This window comes from Humibacter soli (assembly GCF_054779035.1).
Genome location: NZ_BAAGYX010000002.1, coordinates 312,306 through 335,164, shown reverse-complemented (window position 1 = coordinate 335,164; position 22,859 = coordinate 312,306). Strand labels below are relative to the sequence as shown.

Below are 22,859 nucleotides of genomic sequence, written 5' to 3'. Positions count from 1 at the left end.
GCGAGCCCTCTCTGCGGTGCGGTGGCTACCGCGACAAGCTCAGCCGACCACCTTGCCGCTCCAGGAGGCGACGGCTTCGACATAGCCTGCGGCATCCGTCGCCACGACCGAGACGGTGTGCGAGCCCTTGCCGAGGTGGATCGGGCCGGTGACCGCAGCCGGGGCGCCGCCGTCCACACTGGCCGAGAGCCGGGCCGAGGTGTCCCCGGTGGCCGACACCGTCAGCGCCAGCGAACCTCCCTTGTAGAAGCCGGCGCCGTTCACGGATGCCCCCGGCGTGGCGAACGAGACGCCGGTCCTCGGGGTTCCCGGCGCCGGGTAGTCGACGAGGAAGGCGGTCGACCCCGTGGGCGATGTCGCCGAGACGGTGTTGCCTGCGTTGTTCACCTCGTGGGTGATGCCGCCGCCTCCGTTGAGGAACTGCGTGACGACGTGGTGGAACGCGACGTTCGGGTTCACTGGTGACTGGATCGCGGATTCTGCGAACACGTTCTGATCGGTTCCCCCCGCCTCACGGGTGGGGTCGAAGAAGGAGTAGATGCCGAGCCCGTATGCGTGATGGCTGGTGACGCCGTTCGCCACCTGATACGACGCGTAGCCGTCACGACCGCCGTCCATCCACGCCGACTGGGTCGGCGGGTCGTACGGCAACTCGCTCTGGTAGAAGACCGTCGTGCCGTCGTTGCCGTTCCACACCGTCTGCGCCTGCTGGTAGTGCTCCACGAAGAGGCCGTTCGCCTCCACCTCGTCACCATTGACGACCAGGCCGTGTTGTGCGGTGTTCTGCGTCCAGCCGACGCCGGTGCCGTGGTCGGCCCGCCCCGACCAGATGTCGTCGAGCAGCACGTTGCTGCTGTTCACGACGATCGCGGTGTTCACACTGCCCGGCTGCGCCCCGCCGATGCGCACGAACACGTCACTCAGGGTCGTCGGATCGGTCGGGTCACTGACCCGGGCATCCGTCGGACCCACCTGCACGAGCACGTTGCTCGTGACCGCGCCCGCGTCGATCGTGAGGCCCGCGATCTTCACACCCTTGACGTCGCCGACCTCGATGGCGGCGTTGCCGTTCGTCGGCCGCAGCGTCGCCTCGCCCTGACCCAGGATCACGGTGTCGGCCCGCTTCACCTGCAGTGCGCGGTCGAGATTGTAGATGCCCGGCGTGATGACGAGATTCTTGCCGGATGCCAGCTTCGAGTTGATCGTGGCGGCAGAGTCACCGGGGTGTGCGATGTAGAAGGAGCTCATCGGCAGAGATGTCCCGGCCGAGGCATCCGTTGACCAGTCGACTCCCGATGCACCCTGCTTCGCGTTCGGCACGAACACCTTGTATTTGCCGCCGTCGACATAGAGGAACGGAGCCTGGCGGCTCTCCGGCGTCGTGGGCAGCGTGGTGTAGGGCGGGCTCGGATACCCCGCGTCGCTCGGAGCACCGGACACGCCGGAGAACACCTGGTTCCACACACCGTTCGACCACGACCCGATCGAGCCGTTCTCGGTGTACCACTGCTGCTGCGATCCGCTGGTGACGAGTCCGTCAACGGTCGAGTCGGCGAGGAATCCACCGCTCGCGTAGGCGTCGAAGCGGCCCATCAGGGTGAGGTTGCCCGCGATGTCGACTCGGCGCAGGGGCGCCGCCTGCGAAACCGACCAGCGCATGGTGTTCGGATCGGCGATGCCCTCGGGGAACTGGCGCGAGGCGTCCTCGCCCACCGGCTCCTGAATGGGGTTGATCTTCACGTTGCTCAAGGACCGCCAGAAGTTGTCGAGCGACCCGGGGCTCGGCGAGTTCCAGGGCTCGGTGGCGCTGGACTGCACCGCATCCACGTGGAGCGCACCGTTGATCGTCACGTCGGTCGGCGAGGCGCCGAGGCCGGCGACCGACTCGTAGAAGCCGACGTTCGCGTTCACGATGTCGGTGGCAGCGTTCGGGCCGGAGTTCGTCGTGTTCGTGCCGCATCCGTAGGTTCCGGGCAGGAAGTACACCTGGTGCCGGTTCGATGAGAACTCGTCTTCGTTCGAGACGGCGGCGAGCTTCGCATTGATCTGGGCGGTGGTCATGCCGGGGTCGACGATGACGACGTTCGGGCCGAAGTCCGGCGCCGTCGGGGCGGTGTACGACGCGTCGGGCTGGCATCCTGCCGTCGAACCGGACGGGGTGTCAGCGGATGCCGGTGCGGCCGTCAGCACTCCGAGTGCGCCGACCGCGAGGGCCGACGATGCGAACAGGGTCACCCCCTTCGCGAGACGACCGACCGATGGTGTGCGGCTCATGCGGTTCTCCTTCGAACGGGCGCCGTCGCGGTTCGCTCCACGGCGACGCTGCCGGATGCGGACGATGGGTCAGTGGGATGACTCCACTTACTGACCTGTCAGTAAGAGTGCCATGCCACGACTCCGCGCGCTAGGGCGAGTTCCGTGCGGTGGGGGTCGAGCCGGGGAGTTCCCCTACTCGGCTGCGCGGCGGCGTCGGCGGAGGAAGCCGAGGATGGCGCCGAGGCCGATCATCCCGAGTGCCAGCGAGATGACGCCCCATCCGATGTTGCTGCCGGTGTCGGCGAGCGGGTCGCCAGAGCCCGAGGTCGAGACCACGTCTTTGATGGTGGCGGTCGACGGGTCGGAGACGATCTTCGTTCCCGACGGCGACACGCTCACGGCGGTGGCGGTGTTCGACAACGACTCCCCATCGAGGTCGGCCGCGACCACCGTGTACCTGGCCGCGCACGACATGATCTGTCCCGGCAGCAGGCTGCCGGAAGGACACGTGACGACAGGCTTACCGCCGTGACCGGCAAAGGCTCCCTCGACGACCGCGACCTTGGTCTCCGTGGTGTTGCCGGTGTTGGTGACCTTGAACGCGTAGTTCACGGTCTGGCCCACGGTCGACAGCTGGGTGGCATCCGTCGTCTTCACCACGGCGAGCGCGGACTTCACAGGCTCGGGAAGCGTCACCTCGGAGGCAGGCGACGTGGGCGGCGTTACGCCGTCCGGCGCTCCGCCCGTAGCCGTCGCCGTGTTGGAGATGGTTCCGGCGTCGATGTCTGCCTGCGTCACCGTGTAGTCAGCGGTGCAGATCAGCTGTGCGCCCGGCGCGAGCGGACCCGAGCCGTCACAAGCGGGTGCGGAGAGCGCGCCGGAGCCTGTGAAGTCGCCCTCCTGAACGGCAGGGTTCGACACCGTGACGTTGCCCGTGTTGGTGATCACGAACGAGTACGTGATCGCCTGACCTGCTTTCAGAGCGGTGGGGATGACCGACGAGACCGACTTCACGAGTGACAGCGCGGCTGCGCGATCGATCGTCACTGTCGCGGTGGACGGATCCGACGAGACCGCCCCGGCGTTCGCCGTCGCGACAGCGGTATTGGTCACCTTGCCTGCGTCGACGTCGGCCTGCGTCACCTGGTAGGTCACGGTGCAGGTGACGTCGGCACCCGGAGCCAGCGCACCCGAGCCGCAGTCCGGCGTCGCGATGGCTCCTGTTCCGGAGAATGCCGACTCGTCGATCGCCAGTCCCGACAGGGTGACGTTGCCCTCGTTGGTGAGGTGGAACGAGTACGTCACCGAGTCTCCAGCGGCGTTCACCGAGGTCGGGGAGGCGGTCTTCTCAAGCCCGAGCGCAGGGGTCTGCACGGCCGCAACGCTCGCAGTCGACGGGTCGGATGCGACCGGTGCACCGGCACCCGTCTCGGCGACCGCGGTAGCGGTGTTCTCGATGCTGCCGCGATCCAGATCCGCCTGGGTCGCGTCGTAGCCTGCGTGGCAGGTGACGCTGTCACCCGGCTCCAGGTCGGTCGTCGCACAGTCGACGTCGCCCAGCGAACCGCTCCCGCTGAACGTGCCCTCGTCGACGCCGACGCCGTGCAGCTCGACGTTTCCGCTGTTCGTGATCAGGAAGGCGAAGTCGATCGCGTCACCGACCGCATCGTAGGAGGCCACGTTCGCCGTCTTCAGCAAGGTCAGCGCCGGGGCGGCATTCACCGTGACGGTCGCCGTCCACGGGTTCGACACGATGTCGGCGCCGGTGGTGTCGATGCCGGTTGCGTGTGCGGTGTTCACGATGACGCCCGCATTCATGTCGACCTGAGTCACCGTGTACGACGCGGTGCAGTCGACCTGCTGGCCGGGGATGAGCACATTCGTCGGACAGGTCACTGTCGGCTGAGCGCCCGAGCCGGAGAAGGCGGTCTCCTCGGCATCGACACCGTGGATCGTCACGTTGCCCGCATTCGTGATGGCGAAGGTGTAGCCGATGACATCGCCTGCTGCGTTGACGAACGACGTGTCAGCGGTCTTCGTGAACGTCAGCTTGGAGTCCGGGGTCTGCGGAGTGGTGACGGTCGAGGGGTCGGAGACGACAGGACCGGTCACAGCGGTTCCCGTTGCAGTCGCCGTGTTCGTAAGCGATCCCGAGTCGACATCCGCCTGCGTCAGCGTGTAGCTCGCTGTGCAGGTGAGCTGGGCGGCCGGGTCGAGCGACGTCGCCGGGCAGTCGATGGCGGACAAGGCGTCAGATCCCGTGAACGTCACTTCGTTCACCTGGATGCCCGTGACGGGCACATTGCCCGTGTTGGTCACCACGTAGGAGTAGCTGATCACCTGGCCAGCCGTGTACGCATCGGCCGCGGAGGGCGACGCCGACTTCACCAGCGACAGACCGGCTGTCTGGTCGACGGTGACCGTTGCCGTGGAGTCCGGCGAGGTCGCCATGGAACCCGACGGGCTCTGTGCCGTCGCGGCGGCCGTGTTCACGATCGAACCGGCGTTCAGGTCCGCCTGGGTCACGGGGTAGCTCGCGGTGCAGTCGACCGAGGCGCCTGGTGCCAGAGCGTCGGGCGGACAGGTGATCGTCGAGAGGGATCCGCTGCCGCTGAACGACTTCTCGTCGATGCCCAGTCCGGTCAAGGTGACGTTGCCCGAGTTGGTCACCGCGAAGGTGTAGTCGACGTTGTCGCCGACGGCCTTGACCGTGTCGGGTGTTGCCGACTTCGACAGCGTGAGTGCGGCGTTCTGCGTGGCGGTAACGGTCACGACCCCGGTGCTGTTGCTCAAAGCGGGACCGGTCGGGGGCGTCGCCGCGGCGGTCGCCTGGTCCGCGATGCTGCCGTGGTCGAGGTCATCCTGAGTGGTGACGTACGTCGCAGTGAAGGTGGCCGATTGCCCGGGGGCAAGGGTCGTCGTGACTCCGGAGCAGGTTCCTGCCGGCGACGTGAGCGCTGAGCATGTCGGAGTCGGCGTCGCGCTCGAGGCGGCCGAGTCGACCAGGGCATCCGTGACCTTCACGTTCGCGAGGGGCACTGCCGTGTTGTTCGTGACCGTGAAGGTGTACACGATCGGCTGTCCGACGGCGTCGACCGTCGAGCGGCTGGCCGTCTTCGTGATCGCCGGCTGCGCGCTCTGCGCCTGCAGGCCGGTCAGGGATGACTCTGCGGCGCCCAGCAACGCGGTGCCGGAGGTGACGTTCGTGCCGACGCTGTTCCACGCGGTGTTCCCCGCTGCGGTCGCCGGGGTGCTCACCGCGTACGTCGCGCTGAAGCCCGTGGACACCAGCACGCGACCGGTGTAGGTGAAGCGCAGCGCCGTGGCCTTGGAGAGCGGCGACGGCGGGGTCGTCGACCAGTCGTCCACGCAGCCCGCGTTGGGTGTCAGCACCTCTGGGCGACAGGGGTTGGTCGCCTGCGAGTAAGCGACAGCCAGGCCGGCCGGCAGGGCGCCGACTCCGGTCAAGGCGACGGGGAACTGAGACTTGCGCGCCTCGGTGGAACTCGCCTTGGTGTCGCCGACCCGCGGCAGCAGGTCGTACATCACCGGGTCGCTCAAGGTCGACTGCCCCGTGTTGGTGAAGGTGACCGTATAGGTCGCCGTACCACCGTCGACGCTCACGTGCCCCGTGCCACCGCTTCCGATCGGCGTCGGGTCGAGATTGCCCTGCACCTTCTTGTCGACCGTGAAGCCGGGCTTGATCGGAGCGACATTGATGCTGGTCGAGTAACCGCAGTAGTTGTCCGCGATCGGGGAGCCATTTGCGCGGAGGTCGTTGTCGGCGGTCGGGAACATCGGCGCGTCCTGAACGTGGTCGCTCGAGTAGTTGTCGAAGAAGCACTGGGCGATCGGGGCGCCGTACCCGATGGTGATGTCGCTCGAGTACGTGCCCGCGCATCCGGCTTCGAGTGTCAGCGAGACGAAGTTCGTGGACCGGATGTTGTAGTAGCCCGCCGCGGTCGCGACCCCCGCAGGGATGGTCCAGCGAACGAGTGTGCGGCCGGTGCCGTTGTAGTTCGGCGTGACCGTCGGGGTCACCGTCGGCGACGTGAACGACGTTCCGCCCGCGCCGTTGGCGTTCAACGTCTTGAGCTGGAACGCGGTCGTGGCCGGGTCCACAGCTGTTGCCCCCGACGGCGCGAGGTAGTCGATGTAGATGGCTTGTGACGGCGCGGTCGGAACCTCGATGCGCGCGCTGTACGCGCCGTTGGTTCCGCTGTTGAGGTTCACGTTCGCGGCGCACGTGGTGCCGACCTGGGTCATCGTGACACCCGGGTAGATGAACGCTGCATCGTTCGCGGGCGGCGCCACGACGAGCAGACGCGATGTCGCGGTTTGCGAGGCGAGCAGCGGCGACGTGGTGTCACCGGCCGAGTAGGGAGTCGACACGACCTTGTTGGTCAGCACAGCGGCGGTCGGCACGGAGCCGGAGGCATAGCCGAACATGCGGAATCGCATCGTCGCCGCGGAGTTGCTGCCTTCGTCTGCGAGCGCAGGGATGTCGACCTCCGCGACGGCAGGCGCCGTCGGGATGACCCAGGCGCCCGCCGTTGTCGAGTAGGCGACCGACCCGGTCGTTCCATCGGTGTACGTCAGCGTGATGGTGTCGGCAGCCGTCGCCGTGAAGCCGTTGGGCTGGATCTGGGTGGGGACGAACGCCGGCGCCGTGCAGGTCGTGCCGGGGGCATTCGATGAGTAGTTCTTGTTCGAGACGTTCGTAAGGCAGGGCATCGGGTCGTCGATGTCATAGGCGATGCCCGCATTCGCCGCGGCGGGGACCGTCGACGGGCTGAGATCGTAGTAGACGCCCGCTCCCGTTCCGTCCCAGTCCCCCGGGTAGGTGTAGGGCGCGCTTGCTCCGCCGTCGGCTGCCGCGAACTGGCCGATGTTGCTCAGATTGCCCGGCGTGGCGGTGGCCTTGGTGATCGTGGTGGCCAGGTCGATCACGGTTGAGCAGGCTTGAGTGGTGTTTCCGGCGCCAGGAACGTTATCGATGTACGTCCAGGTGGCCGATGCGGAGTTGCAGATCTGGGTGCCGACCGCGTCGGGCGTACCGTTCGTCGCCGCCTTACCCGCGACGAAGATCGTAAAGAGGTTCGAGACGTTCAAGGGCGGATTGGCGCACGACTTGCCGGTGTTGTCCGTGTACGTGAGAACACGCGTGGTCGGGTCGTAGGAGACCGTTCCCGGCACGGCGGAGCTGAGTCGGAAGGACTGGTAGTCGAAGTTCGCGGGAAGCGTCGACGTGATGACGAGGTTTGAGAGGCCGAGATCGCCGCTGTATGCCTTGGGGTTGAGGCCGCAGTCGAACGTGATCGCGTACTCGAACGGGCTTCCGGAGATGGCTTTCGCCGGGGCCGAGTTCGCGATGCTGTCGTTGTGTCCTGCCGTCGCGGTGAGCGTTGCAGGGGTTGCGGTCGACGACGTCGAGTTGCTGCTCGACAACGTCGGCGTGATCGTCGCCGTCGCGTTGTTCAACGTGGTGTACTCCGGCGGGAGCACCGTGAACGTACACGTGTTCGTGCTCGTTCCGAGAGTGCCGAAGTTGAACGAGACCTGACCCGCGACCGACTTGTTGACCGCCGGACAGGTTCCCGTGGTGACCCATGATGCGAAGTCGGTCGTCGAACCGTCTCCCGTGACCGTGTTGGTCGGAATCGTCACGACGGAGTTCGCGCAGCTGCCCGCTGCATTGCTGCAGGAGTAGGTCAGGGTGTAGGTCGTCGGCACGCCGCTGTTCGCGGTCGTCGCCGCCGGCGTGATCGTGATCGCGGTGTCGGCCGCATACGCGGGAGCCGCTCCCAGCAGGCCGACGACGACCAGCGCCGCAGACGTCGCCACGGCAACGACAAACCGACTGATTCGGGCACGCTTGCGCATCAATTCCCCCACGGCGCGACACGGTGCCGCTCACCGAGACGCACGCTAGCGGGCGAGTGTGCTCCATCCGAAGCGGAGCATTTCTCACATCTAGCGTCGACTTGCGCAGCGGTTGCTCGCGACGCTGGAGCCCGTCGTCGACTAGTCCCCGTTAGGGGGTGGCACGATGCGAGACTGCGTTCGTCGCCTATCGACCGGCGACAACTCGTCTTCGAGCGAGTGGCAATGGAAAACCCAGGTCATCCATCATTTCTGACAGATGCCATCCATTCCGTGCAGGAGGATGCCCGTCCAAGGGAAACCGAGCGCGGCCGTCTTCGGGTGGGGCGCAACTCGCGGCGAGAATCTCTCGGGTTACAGAGGGTGAATTTGGTTCAACCGATGGTGCAGCCGGCGTGATCTGCCGTCGAACCGCAGACCGGATGGCTGCCTCAGCTCACTGTTGCAGCAGGCCGAGATCGGTCGCCCGCGACACCGCGTCGCTGCGACTGCTGACTCCGAGCTTGCGGTAGATGCGATGGGTGTGACTCTTCACGGTGTTCGGCGACAAGTGAAACTGTTTCGCGATCGCCGGCGCTCCGTACCCACGGCCGAGTGCGTCGAGAACTCGCCGTTCCATGGTGCTCAGCTCGATGATCTCGAGGCGATCGGGGAACACGTCGGGCAGACGGGAGAGGAACGGTTCGACATCCACGAACCTGGCCCTTTCAGCGAGTTCGAGCACCACCTGTCTGGGCGCTGCGATGAGCCCGAACGCGCTCCCGGTGGCGTGGATCGTGCGTGCCGCCTGGGCAAAGGCGACGTCAGCCCGCGACGAGTCGCCGAGCTGCAGGTGCGCGGCGGCTCTGATGACGAGGAGTTGAAGCAGAGCGGAGGGCGCAGCGCTGCCCTCGTCGAGCGCATCACGGCTGCGTCGGACGGCCGCTTCCACCCTGCCGGTCAGCAGGTCGAGTCGCGCACGAGATGCCACGAGTTCGGGACGCTCCGGGCTGCGCAGCAGTACGGCACGGGCCCGCTCCGTCGCCCCGACGGACAACAGCAGGTCGACGTGGTCGGCACGCAGCAGCATCCTCGCCGTCGATCCTTCGCCCAGCCACTGCGACGACTCCTCCATGTGGCGACGCAGCCTCGCGAGCGCCGCTCGGCGATCACCCCAGAGCAGGTCGTGCCTTGCCAGAACGTGCTGGATGACCGCAATCCAACTCGGCTCGAAGTTCTGCATCAGCCACTGCGGGTCCAGGCTTCCCGTGTCGGAAAGCGCATGAAGCGATTCGGTCGCCGATGCCTGATCCAACGTCGTGACGCCGCGTGCCAGGTCGAGGAGACCGAGGTTGAGGCCCAACTGCGATCGCAGCCACTCCGAGGGCTCCGGATGATCCGGCATGCGCTTCCTCCAGCGCTCCGCCTCGAGCCTGTCCCCGCCAAGGGTTGCGATCAGCGCCAGCTTCGACGCCGCCCCTGCGCCGATGTGCGCTCGCGAGGACTCCGGCGCCCGCTCGTAGGCCTCGATGAGACTGGATCGGGCTCCGGTGAGATTCGAGCCGAACATGCGGGTGATGCCGATCTGCAGCAACCCGACCGGAATCTGCTCGCGGATGTCGGCGGGACGGGTGATCCGCCCCGACATGATCAGAGACTCGGCGATGTCTGCATAGACCGTCGCCTGCAGAAAACCGCCACTGATGCGATGCGCCACCATCAATGCGATCGCCGTGCCGAGAGCATCCGACAGGCCCTCGCTCCGGGCAACGTCGAGCAGCTCGTGCCGTTTCTCGGGGAACGGTGCGGGCGGCGACGGCAGCTCGACACGATGACCGATGCGAGGCTGTCGAAAGCGGATGCACTGAATCGCGAACCACCGTGGGTCCTGCTCGCCGATCTCCGACGGAATCAGCAGCAGGGCGCGATCCATCTCGGTGATCCCGAACTCGAGGAGCGATCCCCAGTGCCGGAACAGCAATCGGGCCGCCTCCGGCCAATCCGAGCTGTCGAGCGCGCCGCGCAACAGCGCGACAGCGTCCTGCCCCTCCACGGAACCCCCCGAATCGCTCGTCCGGAAGGCCACCGGAGGCAAGCAACACGAGAATACGCCCTGGTCCGTTCTAGCTGAGGCGGGCGCGGACAGCTGCGAGCAGTTCGTCCGAGACCGGGGTGCCGACCGTGGCGCGGGCGAGCTCGAGTGCTCCGATCATCATGGCGACCTCGGCGAGGGCATCCTGACGCGCTTCGTCGCTCGCATCACCTGCCCGTTGACGTGCGCTGACGAGATCGTCGATCGCGGTGCGGATGCCGTCGCCGAGCGGCCCATCGGGCGTGTGCGCGGTCTCGCCGGCCAGAGCGGCGACGACGCATCCGTCGGCGCGATCGTCGCGGTGTGCGGCCGAGAGGTACCAGTCGAGCACGCCCTCTCGCCCTTCTGTCTGCTCCATCTCGATGACCGCGGCACGGCGCTCGGTGGTCGCGTGGTCGACGGCCTCGGAGATGAGCGCGTCGCGGGAGGCGAACTGCTTGTAGAAGCCACCGTGGGTGAGCCCGGCGCGGCTCGCGACGGCGTCGAGTGTGAGCGCAGCCGGCCCTTGCTCGCGCAGCAGCGCCGATGCCGCATGCACCAGCGCCTCGCGGTTCGCGGCGGTCTGGGCTCGTGAGGCGCGCGGCATGGGCTCTCCTGTCTTCGTCGGCCTTACTTCGCAGGCAATTGTCGGCGCGTATTGCGTGCGCCAATGCTATAGATGTTAATCGACATCTATTTGGAGGATACCTCTATGGTTCAGATCACCGGACGCACCGCCCTCGTGACAGGCGGTCAGCGCGGTCTCGGCGCCGCATTCGCCGCCGAACTGCTCGCCCAGGGCGCCGACCGCGTCTACGTCACCGCTCGCACCCCGCGGCCGACGGATGACCCGCGTCTCGTGCCCGTCGCGCTCGACGTCACCGACTCGGAGTCGGTCGCGCGGCTGGCCACTGAGGTCGGTCGCGATGTGTCGGTCGTCGTCAACAATGCCGGCATCTCCGGCGGCAGGAACACACTCGACTCCACCATCGACGAGATGAAGACCGTATTCGAGACGAACGTGTGGGGCGCAGTGCGCATCGCTCAGGCCTTCGCACCGGTGCTGACTTCACACGAGTCGAGCGCTCTCGTCGACATCCACTCGGCACTGTCGTGGTTGGCAGGCGTCGGGGCATACGGCGCGTCGAAGGCCGCGCTGTGGTCGTTCACCAACTCACTGCGCGTCGAGCTGGCACCGCAGGGCGTTCAGGTGCTCGGCGTGCACCTCGGCTACGCGGACACCGATCTGATCGCCGGGCTCGACGTCGCCAAGGTCACGCCGCAGTTCGTCGCGACGCAGACCATCGCGGCGCTACTCGCAGGCGAGGACGAGGTACTCGTCGACGACACGAGCCGGTTCGTGAAGTCGCAGCTCACGGGTCCTGTGGGCGCGCTGCACATCTGACGCGGAGCGCACTCCTGTCGGGCGCGTCGGCGTTGCGCAACGTGTCACGCCGCACCCGACCGATGGGCGCTCGTGTCATGGGTGCGGTCTTCACCGACCGTCCCGCGAATCTCTTCGGGGTCGGCACCACCCGCTGCGCCCAGCTCCGCGATGGAAGCGGGGACGATCCGGTCCTCGAGATACGCACGCGCGATTCGAGCTCGAAGGCGGTCCCGAAGCCTGATGCGACCGCGCTCGTCGGGGCGGACAACGACCAGCGGAACGGTCCGCGGCCCGCTGAACGAAGCCCGCTCTTCCACGGGGACGGGCTCGTGCATCTCGACGTACTCGCCACCGGGAAGTCTGACGATCCTGCCGGTCTCGTAGCCGTGCAGCAGCAGGAGTCTGTCCTTCTTCTCCAGCGCCAGGCAGATCCGGCGCGTGAGGAAGAAGGCGGCGGCCGGGCCGAGCAGCACGATCACCTGGAACGCGTTGACCACGTTCTCCAGCCCGATGTGCAGCTGCGTCGCGATCAGGTCGGCGCTGGCCGCGCCCCAGAGCGCGCAGTAGAACACGATGCCCGCGGCCCCGATGGCCGTGCGGGTCGGCTCGTTCCTCGGACGGTCGAGAAGTGCGTCATCCTTGCCTGGTCCTCGCACCCACTGCTCGAAGAACGGGTACGCGGCGATGGCGAGCAGGAACAGACCGACCACGGCGAGCGGCACGAGGATGGCGAGCGTCCAGGTGTGACCGAGCCACACGAACTCCCACCCTGGCGGCACCAACCGAAGCGCTCCGTCGAGGAACCCGGTGTACCAGTCGGGCTGGCTGCCGGCGGAGGCGTCGCTCGGGGACGACGGGCCGAACACCCACACCGGGGAGATCGTCACCGTCGCAGCCAGGAGCACGAGCACAGCGGTGACGATCGCGAACAGCCCGCCCGCACGCACTGCAGCGTTCGGATACGCCGGCACGCCGATCTCACCCGGGTATCGCTTCGGCGCCTGGCGGTAGCCGGCCCGAGCACGCAACACGAGCAGCCCGATCAGGAGCACGGGCACGATCGCGATGTGTATCGGGTAGAGGTTCTCGATGATGCGCCCGGGGAACTCGCCGCCGAAGAAGAGCCACGACAGCCAGGTGCCGACGACCGGGATGCTGAGCAGAATGCCCTGGAAGATCCGCAGGCCGGTGCCGGAGAGCATGTCGTCCGGGAGGGCGTATCCGCTCCAGCCTCCTGCCAGCGCGACCACGAGCAATCCGAAGAGCACGAGCCACGAGCCGCGGCGGCGTCGAAAGGCTCCGGTGAAGAACGTGACGGCGAGCTGCAGCATGATCGCAGCGGGCAGCAGCAGCGCCGCCCAGTGGTGGGCCTGTCGCACGAGCAGTCCGCCTGGGATGTCGAACGAGATGTGCATCATCGACGCGAACGCGGCCGACATCTCCCCACCGGCGAGCGGCAGGTATGCGCCGTGATATGTCACAGGCTGGCTGGACGGCGCGTACCAGAACATCAGCACGAAGCCGGTGATGAAGAGCACGACGACGGACGCGAAGGCGATCACGCCGAACAGATTGGACCAGCGCAGTGGCACGCGTCGTCCGGCGAGCTCGGCCCGGATTGCCTCCAGCCATCGCCCGGCCGCAGTCGAGCGTGCCGCCCGCGCCGCCGACTCCGTCAGCGAGCGTCGCGGTCTGCCATCGATGAGGATCTGTTGCATCGAGAACCTCCTGCCCTCACTGACTACGACCAGATAGGAAGCCGTTCTGTGACATCCAGTAGGCGGCCGGGTGGGTGTTCATGCGTAGACGGTGTTCCAGTGCCGACGCGTCGCCGGGTCAAGTCGCACCCAGATCGTCGTGATGAGTCGGCCGGTGAAGTCGACGGCGATGGATGCCACCGTCACGCCGGCCCGGGTGATCACCATGCCGGCCTGGCTGTTCACGGAGCGCTCGTCGACGAGCGTCCCCTCTGAGCGCGCGAGTCCGTGCTCCAGCGCGATCGTGGCATCCTCGATCCCTTGAACGACCCGGATGCCCGAGGAGCCGTCCCGCGTCGAGACGACGACGACTGACACGGTCGGCGCCAGCAGCCCCCGCAGGCGCGCTCGGTCCCCGGTCTCCGCGGCCACGTGCAGCCGGTGGACGGCCCGGTAGTGGAGTGGACTCGTCAGCCACTCCCACAGGGCCCACCCCCATCGCGCGGCGACAGGCTGGAGCATTCTCCCGGTTATCCCTGCTGTGTTCTCCGACATTCGTCGCCTCCGTCGTGTGTCTTCCTTCACTAGCTACGACCGTGCAGCGGCACGATCTGTGACATCGTCATGGCTGCATCCGTCACGCCGAGAGCGAACTCGGCCCGCAGGCGGGAGCCGCGACGCACACTGATGGCGTGAACGACACCTCTCCCGACGCCGGGGCATTGGATGCCTACTCGACGACGGTCATGCGGGTGACGCAGTCGGTGCTGCCGTCCGTGGCGGCGGTGAGCGTGCGCACGCGGCGCGGAGGTGGCGCGGGCAGCGCATCCGTCATCACGACGGACGGTCACCTGCTCACCAGCGCCCATGTCGTCGCCGGAGCACTCGAGGTGAGCCTGGCGTTCTCCGATGGAACATCCGCTGCTGCTCACGTCGTCGGCGCTGACCCGCTGTCCGACCTCGCGGTGCTGCGCGCCGACGGACCGACCCCACCGCCGGTACCGCTAGGCGATGCTGCGGGGTTGCAGGTCGGCCAGCTGGTCGTCGCCCTCGGCAACCCGCTCGGACTCGCCGGCAGCGTCACCGCCGGCATCGTGTCCGGTCTCGGGCGGTCGCTCCCCACGTCATCCGGTCGCGTGATCGACGAGGTCATCCAGACAGACGCGGCACTCAACCCCGGCAACAGCGGCGGCGTACTTGCCGACAGCCGCGCCCGCATGGTCGGCGTGAACACCGCTGTCGCCGGATTCGGGCTCGGGCTGGCCGTGCCCATCAACACGAGCACCCGCGCAATCATCGAGGCTCTACGCACCGGTGGCCGGGTGCGCCGCGCGTGGCTCGGCATTGCCGGCGCGACGGTGCCGCTGAGTCCCGCCGCCGCGGCGAAGGTCGGGGCAGAGGCCGGGATGCAGGTGATCTCCGTCGTCTCTCGCAGCCCTGCGGATGTCGCAGGAGCACACGCAGGCGACATCGTCATCTCGCTCGACGGCATCCCGATCCTCGACCCGACAGGCGTGCAGCGGGCGATGGTCGAGGGCGCCATCGGACGCCGCATGGAGATGACCGTGTGGCGCAACGGCGCCCTCGTCGATGTCGTCGTCGAGCCGGAAGAGTTGCTCGCGCGCTGAGCCTCGCGGGGCCGCGAGGGAGATCCGGCCCCGCTACGACAGCAGGGAGAGGATCGCGGCCTCCGGTGACCCGCGCAAGCTCATCGTCTCGCCGGCACGGTACCGATCGATGATCCGCGGATCGACGTAGCTGTCGCGTGCGATCGCCGGGGTGTTGCCCAGCACGTCAGCCGCCGCTCGCAGCGCGATCCGAACCGCTTCGTCCGTGTCGTGGGATGTCCGTGCCGAGCGTGCGAGCGACGACGCCGCAGTGATCGTGCCGCGCAGCGTGCGGAAGTCCTTGGCGGTCGCGTCGATCCCGGTGCGGTCCCGGATGTAGTCGTTGAGCTCGCGACCCGAGATGCTGCGCCACCGGGAGTCGCGCCACGAGACGAGCCGCGTGGCCTTGCCGCGGAGATCGATCACCGCTCCGAGGTACCGCGCCAGCAGAGAGTCGAAGACGGTCGACTCCCAGTACTGACCGCTCTTGGCGGGAAAACCCAGGATGACCTCGGCGCCGTTCACGACGACGTCCCTGCATCGCAGCGTCGTGATGCCCCGGCTGCCGTACAACCGGCGGTACTCCTCTCCGCCGATCCGCACGGATGCTCGGTCGACCATCCGGAACGCTGCGGCGAGCGCCCGTGGATGCGAGAATCCGTCGTCCCCGAGGTCGCGCGATACTGCACGTCGCGCCGGCGCGAGCGCCGCGGCGAGTTCGAGTGCGCGGTCGTACTTCGTCTCGTCGCGCATCCGTCGCCACTGCTCGTGATAGAGGTACTGGCGCCGTCCGGCCTGGTCCGTTCCCACCGCCTGGATGTGCCCGCGCTCGTCGGCGCTGATCCACACGTCGGTCCAAGCCGGAGGGATGACCAGCGCCCTGATGCGCTCCTGGGCACGGGCATCCACCGGCCGTCCTTCCTCGGTGCGGTAGGAGAAGCCGCGAGAACCGTGAGCGATTCGATGGATGCCCGGCCCGCTCGGATCACTGCGTCGCAGCCGCAGTCGCGATGGGCGAGCGTCGTGGGTCTCGGCCATCGACTCCCCTCCGCGACACCGAAACGCGCGGGCCGGATCTTGCCACGGCCCGCACGCTAGGAAGAGTCTGGCGATCGCATTGTGCTCGCGGCAGGGCTTGACGCGCCGCCATGAGCACGGCTAGCAAGCCCGACAGGTCGGCGACGTCAGTCGACCGTGAGGACCAGCTTGCCGCGAACCGTGCCCGACTCCCCCACTCGGTGAGCCTCGGCCACCTGCTCCAACGGGAACGACCGCCCGACCGGAATCCGGAAGGCTCCCTCGTCGACCAGCTGCATCGCGAGAGCCACCGCGTACTCCGCGCGTCCCTCGTTGCCTCGACTGAATCGCACGCCGTAGCGCTGCGCCCCGGCGAAGTCGGCGACCGTGATGACGTTCTCCGGCCCGCCGGCCAGGTCGATCAGATCGGGCAGGATGCCACTCCCCGCGACATCCAGCGCACGATCGACACCGCTCGGGGCCAGCACGCGCACTCGGTCGGGCATGCCATCGCCGTATGCGACGGGCTCGGCACCGATGCCGCGCAGATACTCGTGCGTTGCGGGACTTCCGGTGCCGATCACGCGGGCACCGCGATGTACGGCGAACTGCACCGCGGCGCTGCCGACACTGCCAGATGCTCCGTTGATGAGCACGGTGCTGCCTTTCTGAACGCCCAGCTGATCGAGGGCGCGAGCGGCGGTCTCGACTGTCGACGGCAACGCCGCCGCTTCGACGAATCCCAGCGACTCAGGAATCGTCCCCCAGGTCGAGAGGACCGCGAACTCGGCCTGCGCCGCCCCGCCTCCGCCGAAGCCGACGACCCGGTCCCCTGCCTTCGCGTCGGCGACACCGACTCCGACCTCGTCGACGACTCCCGCGGCCTCGTAGCCGAGGGTCTGCGGCAGCTCCTGGTCCATCTCGCCCGCACGCTTCTTCCAGTCGCTGGCGTTCACCCCCGCGGCGTGCACCCGAATGCGAACCTCGCCTGGGCCCGCATGCGGCTCGGGCAGATCGACGATCTCGAGCACCTCAGGACCACCGAACCTGCTGAACCGTGCAGCCTTCATGCGAGACATTCTTGCCGATCTACGGGGCGTGTCCCTCGTTCGTCGAACCATTCGGCAGTCGGTCCGTCGCTTCGTCCACAGTCTTCGTGACGCGCGCCGCCGCTGCCGGGTCGGCCTGATCGCTCGCGGCGATGGCCTCCGCCTCCTCTTCGCTCATCACGACCATTCCCCGCATGCCGTGTGACGAATGTGCGAGGGCCTCTAGCCACTTGCGGTTCAACGCGGGCGGCGCCGACGCGCTGTAGAGGAACTGGATGGGGATGGCGGGGCTCAGCCACAGGCTGACCCGACCACTGCCCTGCTCCACGGGAACCGACCAGCTGAGCAGAAAGCTCTCCTGCAGCCGCAGCTTCGAGGTGATGGCGATTTTCAGGTGAGCCAAGGTGCGGTCGTCGAACGGATACTGCGTGGCAGCGCCGTACACCAGATAACCCATGACCTACCCCCGCTCCAAGTATCGCCTCACACCCTCGGGGTGGCGAGCCCAGACCGCGTGGATCCGATGCCTCGTCGCGGAACCGGCGACCATGTCCACCCAGGTCGCATAGTCGTGTTCTTCACCGATCGGGCAGTCGCACGATACTCGAATGACTCCACCGGCGGTGGCCTGATGCATCTCGACATGCCACGTCGGGTGGTGTGCAATCACGGCTGAACTCCTTCGCGGGACGTGGCCGCCAGCGTTGACAGCCCGGTCGAGTAACCCCGGCAGACACGACGCGCAACGAAACCTGAAGAACATTCATTATTGCATTCATTGCCACACTCCCGCTCCGCTCCGGCACGTGGTCAACCCGCGATCCCCCTCGGGTCGACCACTGGCGCCACGGCCCGGGGGACACTCTCACCAGGGCGCGCGGCTACCGTCCCACGACCAAAGCGCCCCGGTCGGACCGTCGTCCGGCAGGAACGCCAGGCGCAGCGCCCCGGTGGCGGCTTCGGCGGGGTCGCCACCGACGGACATCCCGGCGACCAGATTGGTGCGTCGCAGTCCGGGGGCGAGCGCGTTGACTTTGACACGCTCCCCGAGTGCCTGTGCCGTCAGAAGAGTGACGGCATTCACCGCGGTCTTGGAGCTGCGATAGGCAAGACCGCCGCCGCGCACTCGCTCCCAGTCGAACTGCGGGTTCGGACTGCTGTTCCAGGTGAGCGAGCCGGTGCCGCTGGAGATGTTGACGATGCGGGGGTGCGTCGACCGCTCCAACGCGGGCAGGAACGCCTGAGTGACGGCGATGAGCCCGAACACGTTGGTCTCGTAGGCGATCCGAAGCTGAGCGAGCGTGGTACCGGTGACGTCTTCGCCGCCCGGGTTCACTCCGGCGTTGTTGATGAGGATGTCCAACTCATCGATCTGCTCCACCGCTGTAGCGATCGACGCAGGGCTCGTGACATCGAGCTGCACCACGCGCACGGCGGGACCGAGGTCCTGCGCGGCACGGCGACCCTTCTCGAGGTCTCTGGCGCCGATCCACACGGTCACGCCGTGCTCCGCCAGCTGGCGGGCGATCTCGAACCCGATGCCACTGTTCCCTCCGGTAACCAGCGCGACCGAGCCCGACTCGGGCGGGTAGATCTCTTCCGGTAGATGACTCATCCCAGCCATGATTACTCCTTCCAACTCCAACGATGCAGTTGGAGACTACTCTTCATTCCTCTCATTTCCAACCCAAGCGTTGGTAATATCGCCGCATGGCCTGGGACACCGAGGGGACGCGTCGCAAGATCCGCGACGCCGCACTGGAAGAATTCGCCGCTCGAGGGCTCGACGGCACGACGGTGGCAGCGATCGCGACCCGAGCCGGCGTCAACAAGGAACGGCTGTACAGCTACTTCGGCGACAAGAAGGCACTCTGGCAACTCGTGCTGGCCACGGAACTGGAGAATCTGGCCTCGGCAGTCGAGGTGACCGGGGCGGGCCTCGACGACATCGGGGAGTTCGCCGGCGCGACGTACGACTACCACGCTGCTCATCCGGAACTGGGTCGCCTGCTTCAGTGGGAGGGACTGCAGGGTGGCCAGCCCGCCGATGTCGAGGTGCGCACGAAGCACTACCGCGAGAAGGTCCAGCGCTTCGCAGCGGCGCAGCGCGACCGGCTGGTCGATCGCGACATCGATCCCGCCCATCTTGTCTTCGCACTCATCGCTCTCGCCGCCTGGTGGCAGACGGTGCCGCAGCTGGCCGAGATGATCACGGGTTACGACTCGGATGACCAACGGGAGCGCGCCCGACGCCGTAAGTTCGTCGTGGAGGCGGCACGGCGAATCGCCTCACCGGCGAAAAGCTGACGGCGCGCCAGCACCCCATCGAATGACACCCAATCGGGGGGTACCGTTCACCCGGATGACGCGCGGACCGCACCTTCGCCCCCTACCGTCGCGCTCGTGCATTCTCTCCATCGCCCTGCGCGCGCGGCTCGCCTGCGTGCGCTCATCGCCCCGATCGCGGCCACGGCCGTGTTCGGCATCGCCGTCGGTCTCGCCGGCGCTCCGGCCCCGGCTCACGCAGACGGCGTCGCGCCGTGGTTGCCAACGACACCCGCGAATTGGTCGACCGTCGTGCAGCGCACGACCGGCGCACCGATGACGGTTACGTCGGGTGTGACCGAGCACTCCGACGTGCTCGACACCGTCACGGGGCGCGAGCCCGGCCAGGTGCTCAACGTCGACATGACCGACCCGAACGTGCGGGTCGGCGTGCAGGGCATGACCACGCTGATCAACCCGAAGGACGAGACCATCAGCTCGATGGCGGCCCGCACCGGCGCTGTCGCGGGCATCAACGGCGGCTTCTTCGACATCAACGCGAGCGGTCAGCCCGACCAGGGCCAGATCGTGGACGGCGAGATCTGGAAGAGCCCGCAGCACAACCACGCGGGAACGTTCGTTGTGCTGGATGACGGCACAGCAGCCATCCGCGATGAAGAGTTCAGCGGCACGATCACCGACGGCTCCGCTACCCACGCGCTGTACTCGGTGAACTGGACCAGCGACGCCACGAGCGGCCAGATCACCGAGATCACGCCCCGCCTCGGCGGTCCGACGGACGTCAGCGCGAGCAAGCCCGTCTACGTCTCCGGCACCTCGACCGACGGCGGCAAGACGATTACCGTGGCCTCGGTCGGCGCCATCACCTCCCTCCCGGCACCGAGCGCGAACCAGTACGGTCTGCTCGCCGCCGGAACCGCGGGTGGATGGCTGACCAGCAACATTCACGTCGGCGACACCGTCACACTCGGCTCGTCGATCGCGCCAGACAACGACATCCGGCAGCTCATCCAGGGACCTGGACAGCCTCTCGTCGCGAACGGTGCCATCACCTCCGACTACGCCACAGGCAACCCGACCGGCCTCAACCCGGAGACCGCGATCGGCGTAAGTGCCGACGGCAAGCACCTCACCATGGTGACGCTGGACGGGCGCGGCCTCGAGAGCCAGGCGGTCGGCATGACGGTCAGCCAGGTGGCCGGCTACATGGTCGACCAGAAGGTGAGTTCGGCGTTGCTGCTCGACGGCGGCGGTTCGTCCGAGCTCATCGCCCGCAAGCCGGGCGACACCACGACGAGCGTCATGAACACTCCGTCGGATGGCGGCGAGCGCCCGGTCGGCAACGGCATCTTCGTCTACAGCACGCAGACCAACGCGGGCAAGCCCAGCAGCATCACAGTCAACGGCGGACACGCGGCCGACGCGGTGGTGGGCATGACGACGGCGCTCCCGGCGTTCGCGCTCGACTCGAAGAGCAACCCGGTCCCTGGCACCGCGCTGCAGGCCAAGGTCACCCCGGCCAAGCTCGGAACGTGGGCGAACGGCGCCTTCAGGGCAGCCAAGGCCGGCACCGGGCACATCCGCATCACCGCACCCGACGGCGCAACCACGAACGTGAAGCTCACGGTCGCCCCGGCGTTCGCCGGCCTGGCCATCACTCCCTCGGAGCCGAACCTCTCCGACAAGCAGTCCGCCGCGTTCCAGCTGACCGGTACGACGCCGGATGGCGGAGAGCTGGCCGTGCCGATCGCACAGGCGACCTGGAAGCTCAGCACGGACACGCTCGGTACGTTCGACGCGACGACGGGTACGTTCACCGCGTCGGCCGACGGATCCGGCAAGGTCGACGTCACGGCGACGGCCGGTGGGGCATCCGCCACTGCTGATATCGCGGTCGGAAGCAGCTCGCAGATGGTCGACCCGCTGAGCGACATCGCATCGTGGAGCCACGTCGACAAGGCGGATGGCGTGCACACGACGGTCTCGAACGTCGCCGACGTGCCTGCCGGAGTTGCATCGGCGACGTCGATCTCGGATGTCTACACGATGCCCGGCACCTCCGGCGTGCACCAGATGGTGTTCTCGCCGAAGTCGGCGATCTCGGTGGGTGCGAACGCGTCCGGCCAGTTGCCGACCGCGCTCGGCATCTGGATCAAGGACAACGACACGGTGCACAACACGCTGCAGTTCGCCGTGAACTACACGGACGCCACGAGCCACTCCTCGACGCTGTACAACACCGGCATCGTGTTCGACGGCCAGTGGCATCTGCTGCAGACGCAGCTGCCTGCAGGGACCGCGTTCCCGATCAAGCTGGGGTTCATCGACTTCTTGACGATCAACCCGACCTTGGCGTCGGCCGGAACGCTGGAGATGTCGTCGCTCGAGGGCCTCTACGCGGAGCGCCAGCCGGTGACCGCACCGTACGTCGCGGATCCGCAGAACCCGTCGTGGCTGCAGTTCGTGGAGTCGCCCGCCGACTTCTCGAACGACGGCAACACGATCCTGATGGGTGACGACGCTCATCTGCTCGCGAACGACCCGGAGAGCACGAGCGCGCAGGTGCTCGGCGACATCACGGCTCGTGTCTCCGGCGACGGATACACGACCCCAAGTGGCCAGAAGGTCGCACCGCTGCCCACGAAGGCCAAGCCCGACACCATCCAGTCGCTCGGCGACAGCTCGGATGACGGTCTGCTGCCCGACGTGCAGTTCGCGAAGAACGAGTTCTCGGCCATCCGGCCAGGCGCTCCGGTGTACGACCTCGCGGGCAACCACGAGATCACCCAGGGATCGAACCCGGAGAACACCACGTTCAACCAAGTGTGGGGCGACACGCACTACACCTACACGGATGGCGCAGCGACGGTCATCGCGCTGGACAACTCGCACGGCGGGATCACGTCGTCCGACCCGTTCCAGGTGCCGGCGCTGACGGGTGGCCAGTACCCCTGGCTCGCCTCGCAGTTGAATGCCGCGACGTCGAAGATCGTCATCGTGGCCGTGCACATGCCCGCCGACGACCCGTTCCCCGCGAAGAACAGCCAGTTCACCGACCGGTGGGAGGCCCAGCAGTACCTGCAGCTGGTGCAGAACTTCCAGAAGTCCCACCCGCGGCAGCACGTGATCATGGTCTACGGCCACGCCCGCGGTTACTCGGAGCAGATCCTCGACCCGGCTGGCAACCCGACGACCGCCGACAACGGCGGCATTCCGCAGTTCGTCTTCGGTGACCTCGGGATGCCCGCCTACACGGCCGCGAACCAGGGTGGTTTCTACCACTTCGGTCTCGTGCACATCGCGGCGGACGGTCGCATCCAGGTCGCTGTCGAGCCCGTGCTGCAGTCCCTGGCCGTCGACCAGGCAGCCACAACCCTGGCAGTGGGCAAGTCGATCACGCTGACCGCGACCGGCGTCAACCAGAACGGCGACAACGGCCTCGCGATCGTCAACGTGCCGATCGCCGACCCGGTGTCGCACGTGTGGACGTCATCCAACCCGCACGTCGCGTCGGTGGATGCCGTCACGGGCAAGGTCACCGCGCTGCGCGCAGGCACGACCTCCATCACGGTCGAGACGGGCGGGATGACCGCGACGCAGACCGTCACGGTCGGCTAGCGCCGCGTC

Annotated in this window: 14 protein-coding genes; 4 read left to right on the top strand and 10 right to left on the bottom strand. The window is 67.5% G+C overall.

Annotation, left to right across the window (positions count from 1 at the left end):
* Window positions 1-39: 39 nt before the first annotated feature.
* The 4 genes from ACYVDN_RS14655 to ACYVDN_RS14640 all read right to left on the bottom strand — a co-directional run bounded on the left by ACYVDN_RS14655 (window position 40) and on the right by ACYVDN_RS14640 (window position 10,796).
* On the bottom strand, window positions 40-2,274 hold the full coding sequence (locus ACYVDN_RS14655) for an adenylyl cyclase (protein ID WP_460572917.1): 2,235 nt from the start codon (window positions 2,272-2,274) through the stop codon (window positions 40-42).
* A gap of 174 nt (window positions 2,275-2,448) precedes the next feature.
* Complete coding sequence (locus tag ACYVDN_RS14650; protein ID WP_460572916.1) at window positions 2,449-8,100, bottom strand: beta strand repeat-containing protein; 5,652 nt, start codon at window positions 8,098-8,100, stop codon at window positions 2,449-2,451.
* A 475-nt stretch (window positions 8,101-8,575) separates the two neighbouring features.
* Complete coding sequence (locus tag ACYVDN_RS14645; RefSeq protein WP_460572915.1) at window positions 8,576-10,171, bottom strand: helix-turn-helix transcriptional regulator; 1,596 nt, start codon at window positions 10,169-10,171, stop codon at window positions 8,576-8,578.
* Window positions 10,172-10,241: 70 nt separating this feature from the next.
* Window positions 10,242-10,796 carry a TetR/AcrR family transcriptional regulator gene (locus ACYVDN_RS14640; RefSeq protein ID WP_460572914.1) on the bottom strand — a complete coding sequence of 185 codons (555 nt, stop codon included), beginning with the start codon at window positions 10,794-10,796 and terminating at the stop codon, window positions 10,242-10,244.
* A gap of 105 nt (window positions 10,797-10,901) precedes the next feature.
* Between ACYVDN_RS14640 and ACYVDN_RS14635 the strand changes: the two genes are divergently transcribed.
* Complete coding sequence (locus ACYVDN_RS14635) at window positions 10,902-11,594, top strand: Rossmann-fold NAD(P)-binding domain-containing protein (protein ID WP_460572913.1); 693 nt, start codon at window positions 10,902-10,904, stop codon at window positions 11,592-11,594.
* A 44-nt stretch (window positions 11,595-11,638) separates the two neighbouring features.
* Here the strand turns inward: ACYVDN_RS14635 and qcrB are convergent, their stop codons facing one another.
* Window positions 11,639-13,294, bottom strand: a complete 1,656-nt coding sequence (qcrB, locus tag ACYVDN_RS14630) for a cytochrome b (protein WP_460572912.1) — start codon at window positions 13,292-13,294, stop codon at window positions 11,639-11,641.
* A 78-nt stretch (window positions 13,295-13,372) separates the two neighbouring features.
* On the bottom strand, window positions 13,373-13,795 hold the full coding sequence (locus ACYVDN_RS14625) for a hypothetical protein (RefSeq protein WP_460572911.1): 423 nt from the start codon (window positions 13,793-13,795) through the stop codon (window positions 13,373-13,375).
* Window positions 13,796-13,965: 170 nt separating this feature from the next.
* Between ACYVDN_RS14625 and ACYVDN_RS14620 the strand changes: the two genes are divergently transcribed.
* Window positions 13,966-14,901, top strand: a complete 936-nt coding sequence (locus ACYVDN_RS14620) for a S1C family serine protease (protein WP_460572910.1) — start codon at window positions 13,966-13,968, stop codon at window positions 14,899-14,901.
* A 33-nt stretch (window positions 14,902-14,934) separates the two neighbouring features.
* On the opposite strand, the gene ACYVDN_RS14615 is transcribed toward ACYVDN_RS14620, so the two are convergent.
* From ACYVDN_RS14615 to ACYVDN_RS14600, 4 genes are all read right to left on the bottom strand, one after another.
* Window positions 14,935-15,918 (bottom strand): DNA topoisomerase IB, encoded by a 984-nt coding sequence (locus tag ACYVDN_RS14615; protein WP_460572909.1) that lies wholly within the window; start codon window positions 15,916-15,918, stop codon window positions 14,935-14,937.
* Between the two features lie 146 nt (window positions 15,919-16,064).
* Window positions 16,065-16,967: an NADP-dependent oxidoreductase gene (locus ACYVDN_RS14610; RefSeq protein WP_460572908.1), complete on the bottom strand. Its 903-nt coding sequence runs from the start codon at window positions 16,965-16,967 to the stop codon at window positions 16,065-16,067.
* A gap of 19 nt (window positions 16,968-16,986) precedes the next feature.
* A complete protein-coding gene (locus ACYVDN_RS14605) occupies window positions 16,987-17,403 on the bottom strand; it encodes a DUF7882 family protein (RefSeq protein WP_460572907.1) in 417 nt (138 codons plus the stop codon).
* Window positions 17,404-17,811: 408 nt separating this feature from the next.
* Complete coding sequence (locus ACYVDN_RS14600) at window positions 17,812-18,570, bottom strand: Rossmann-fold NAD(P)-binding domain-containing protein (RefSeq protein WP_460572906.1); 759 nt, start codon at window positions 18,568-18,570, stop codon at window positions 17,812-17,814.
* 86 nt (window positions 18,571-18,656) lie between these two features.
* Here ACYVDN_RS14600 and ACYVDN_RS14595 point away from each other — a divergent pair, with 86 nt between their 5' ends.
* Window positions 18,657-19,253, top strand: a complete 597-nt coding sequence (locus ACYVDN_RS14595; protein WP_460572905.1) for a TetR family transcriptional regulator — start codon at window positions 18,657-18,659, stop codon at window positions 19,251-19,253.
* Between the two features lie 96 nt (window positions 19,254-19,349).
* Complete coding sequence (locus tag ACYVDN_RS14590) at window positions 19,350-22,850, top strand: phosphodiester glycosidase family protein (protein WP_460572904.1); 3,501 nt, start codon at window positions 19,350-19,352, stop codon at window positions 22,848-22,850.
* Window positions 22,851-22,859: the final 9 nt, after the last annotated feature.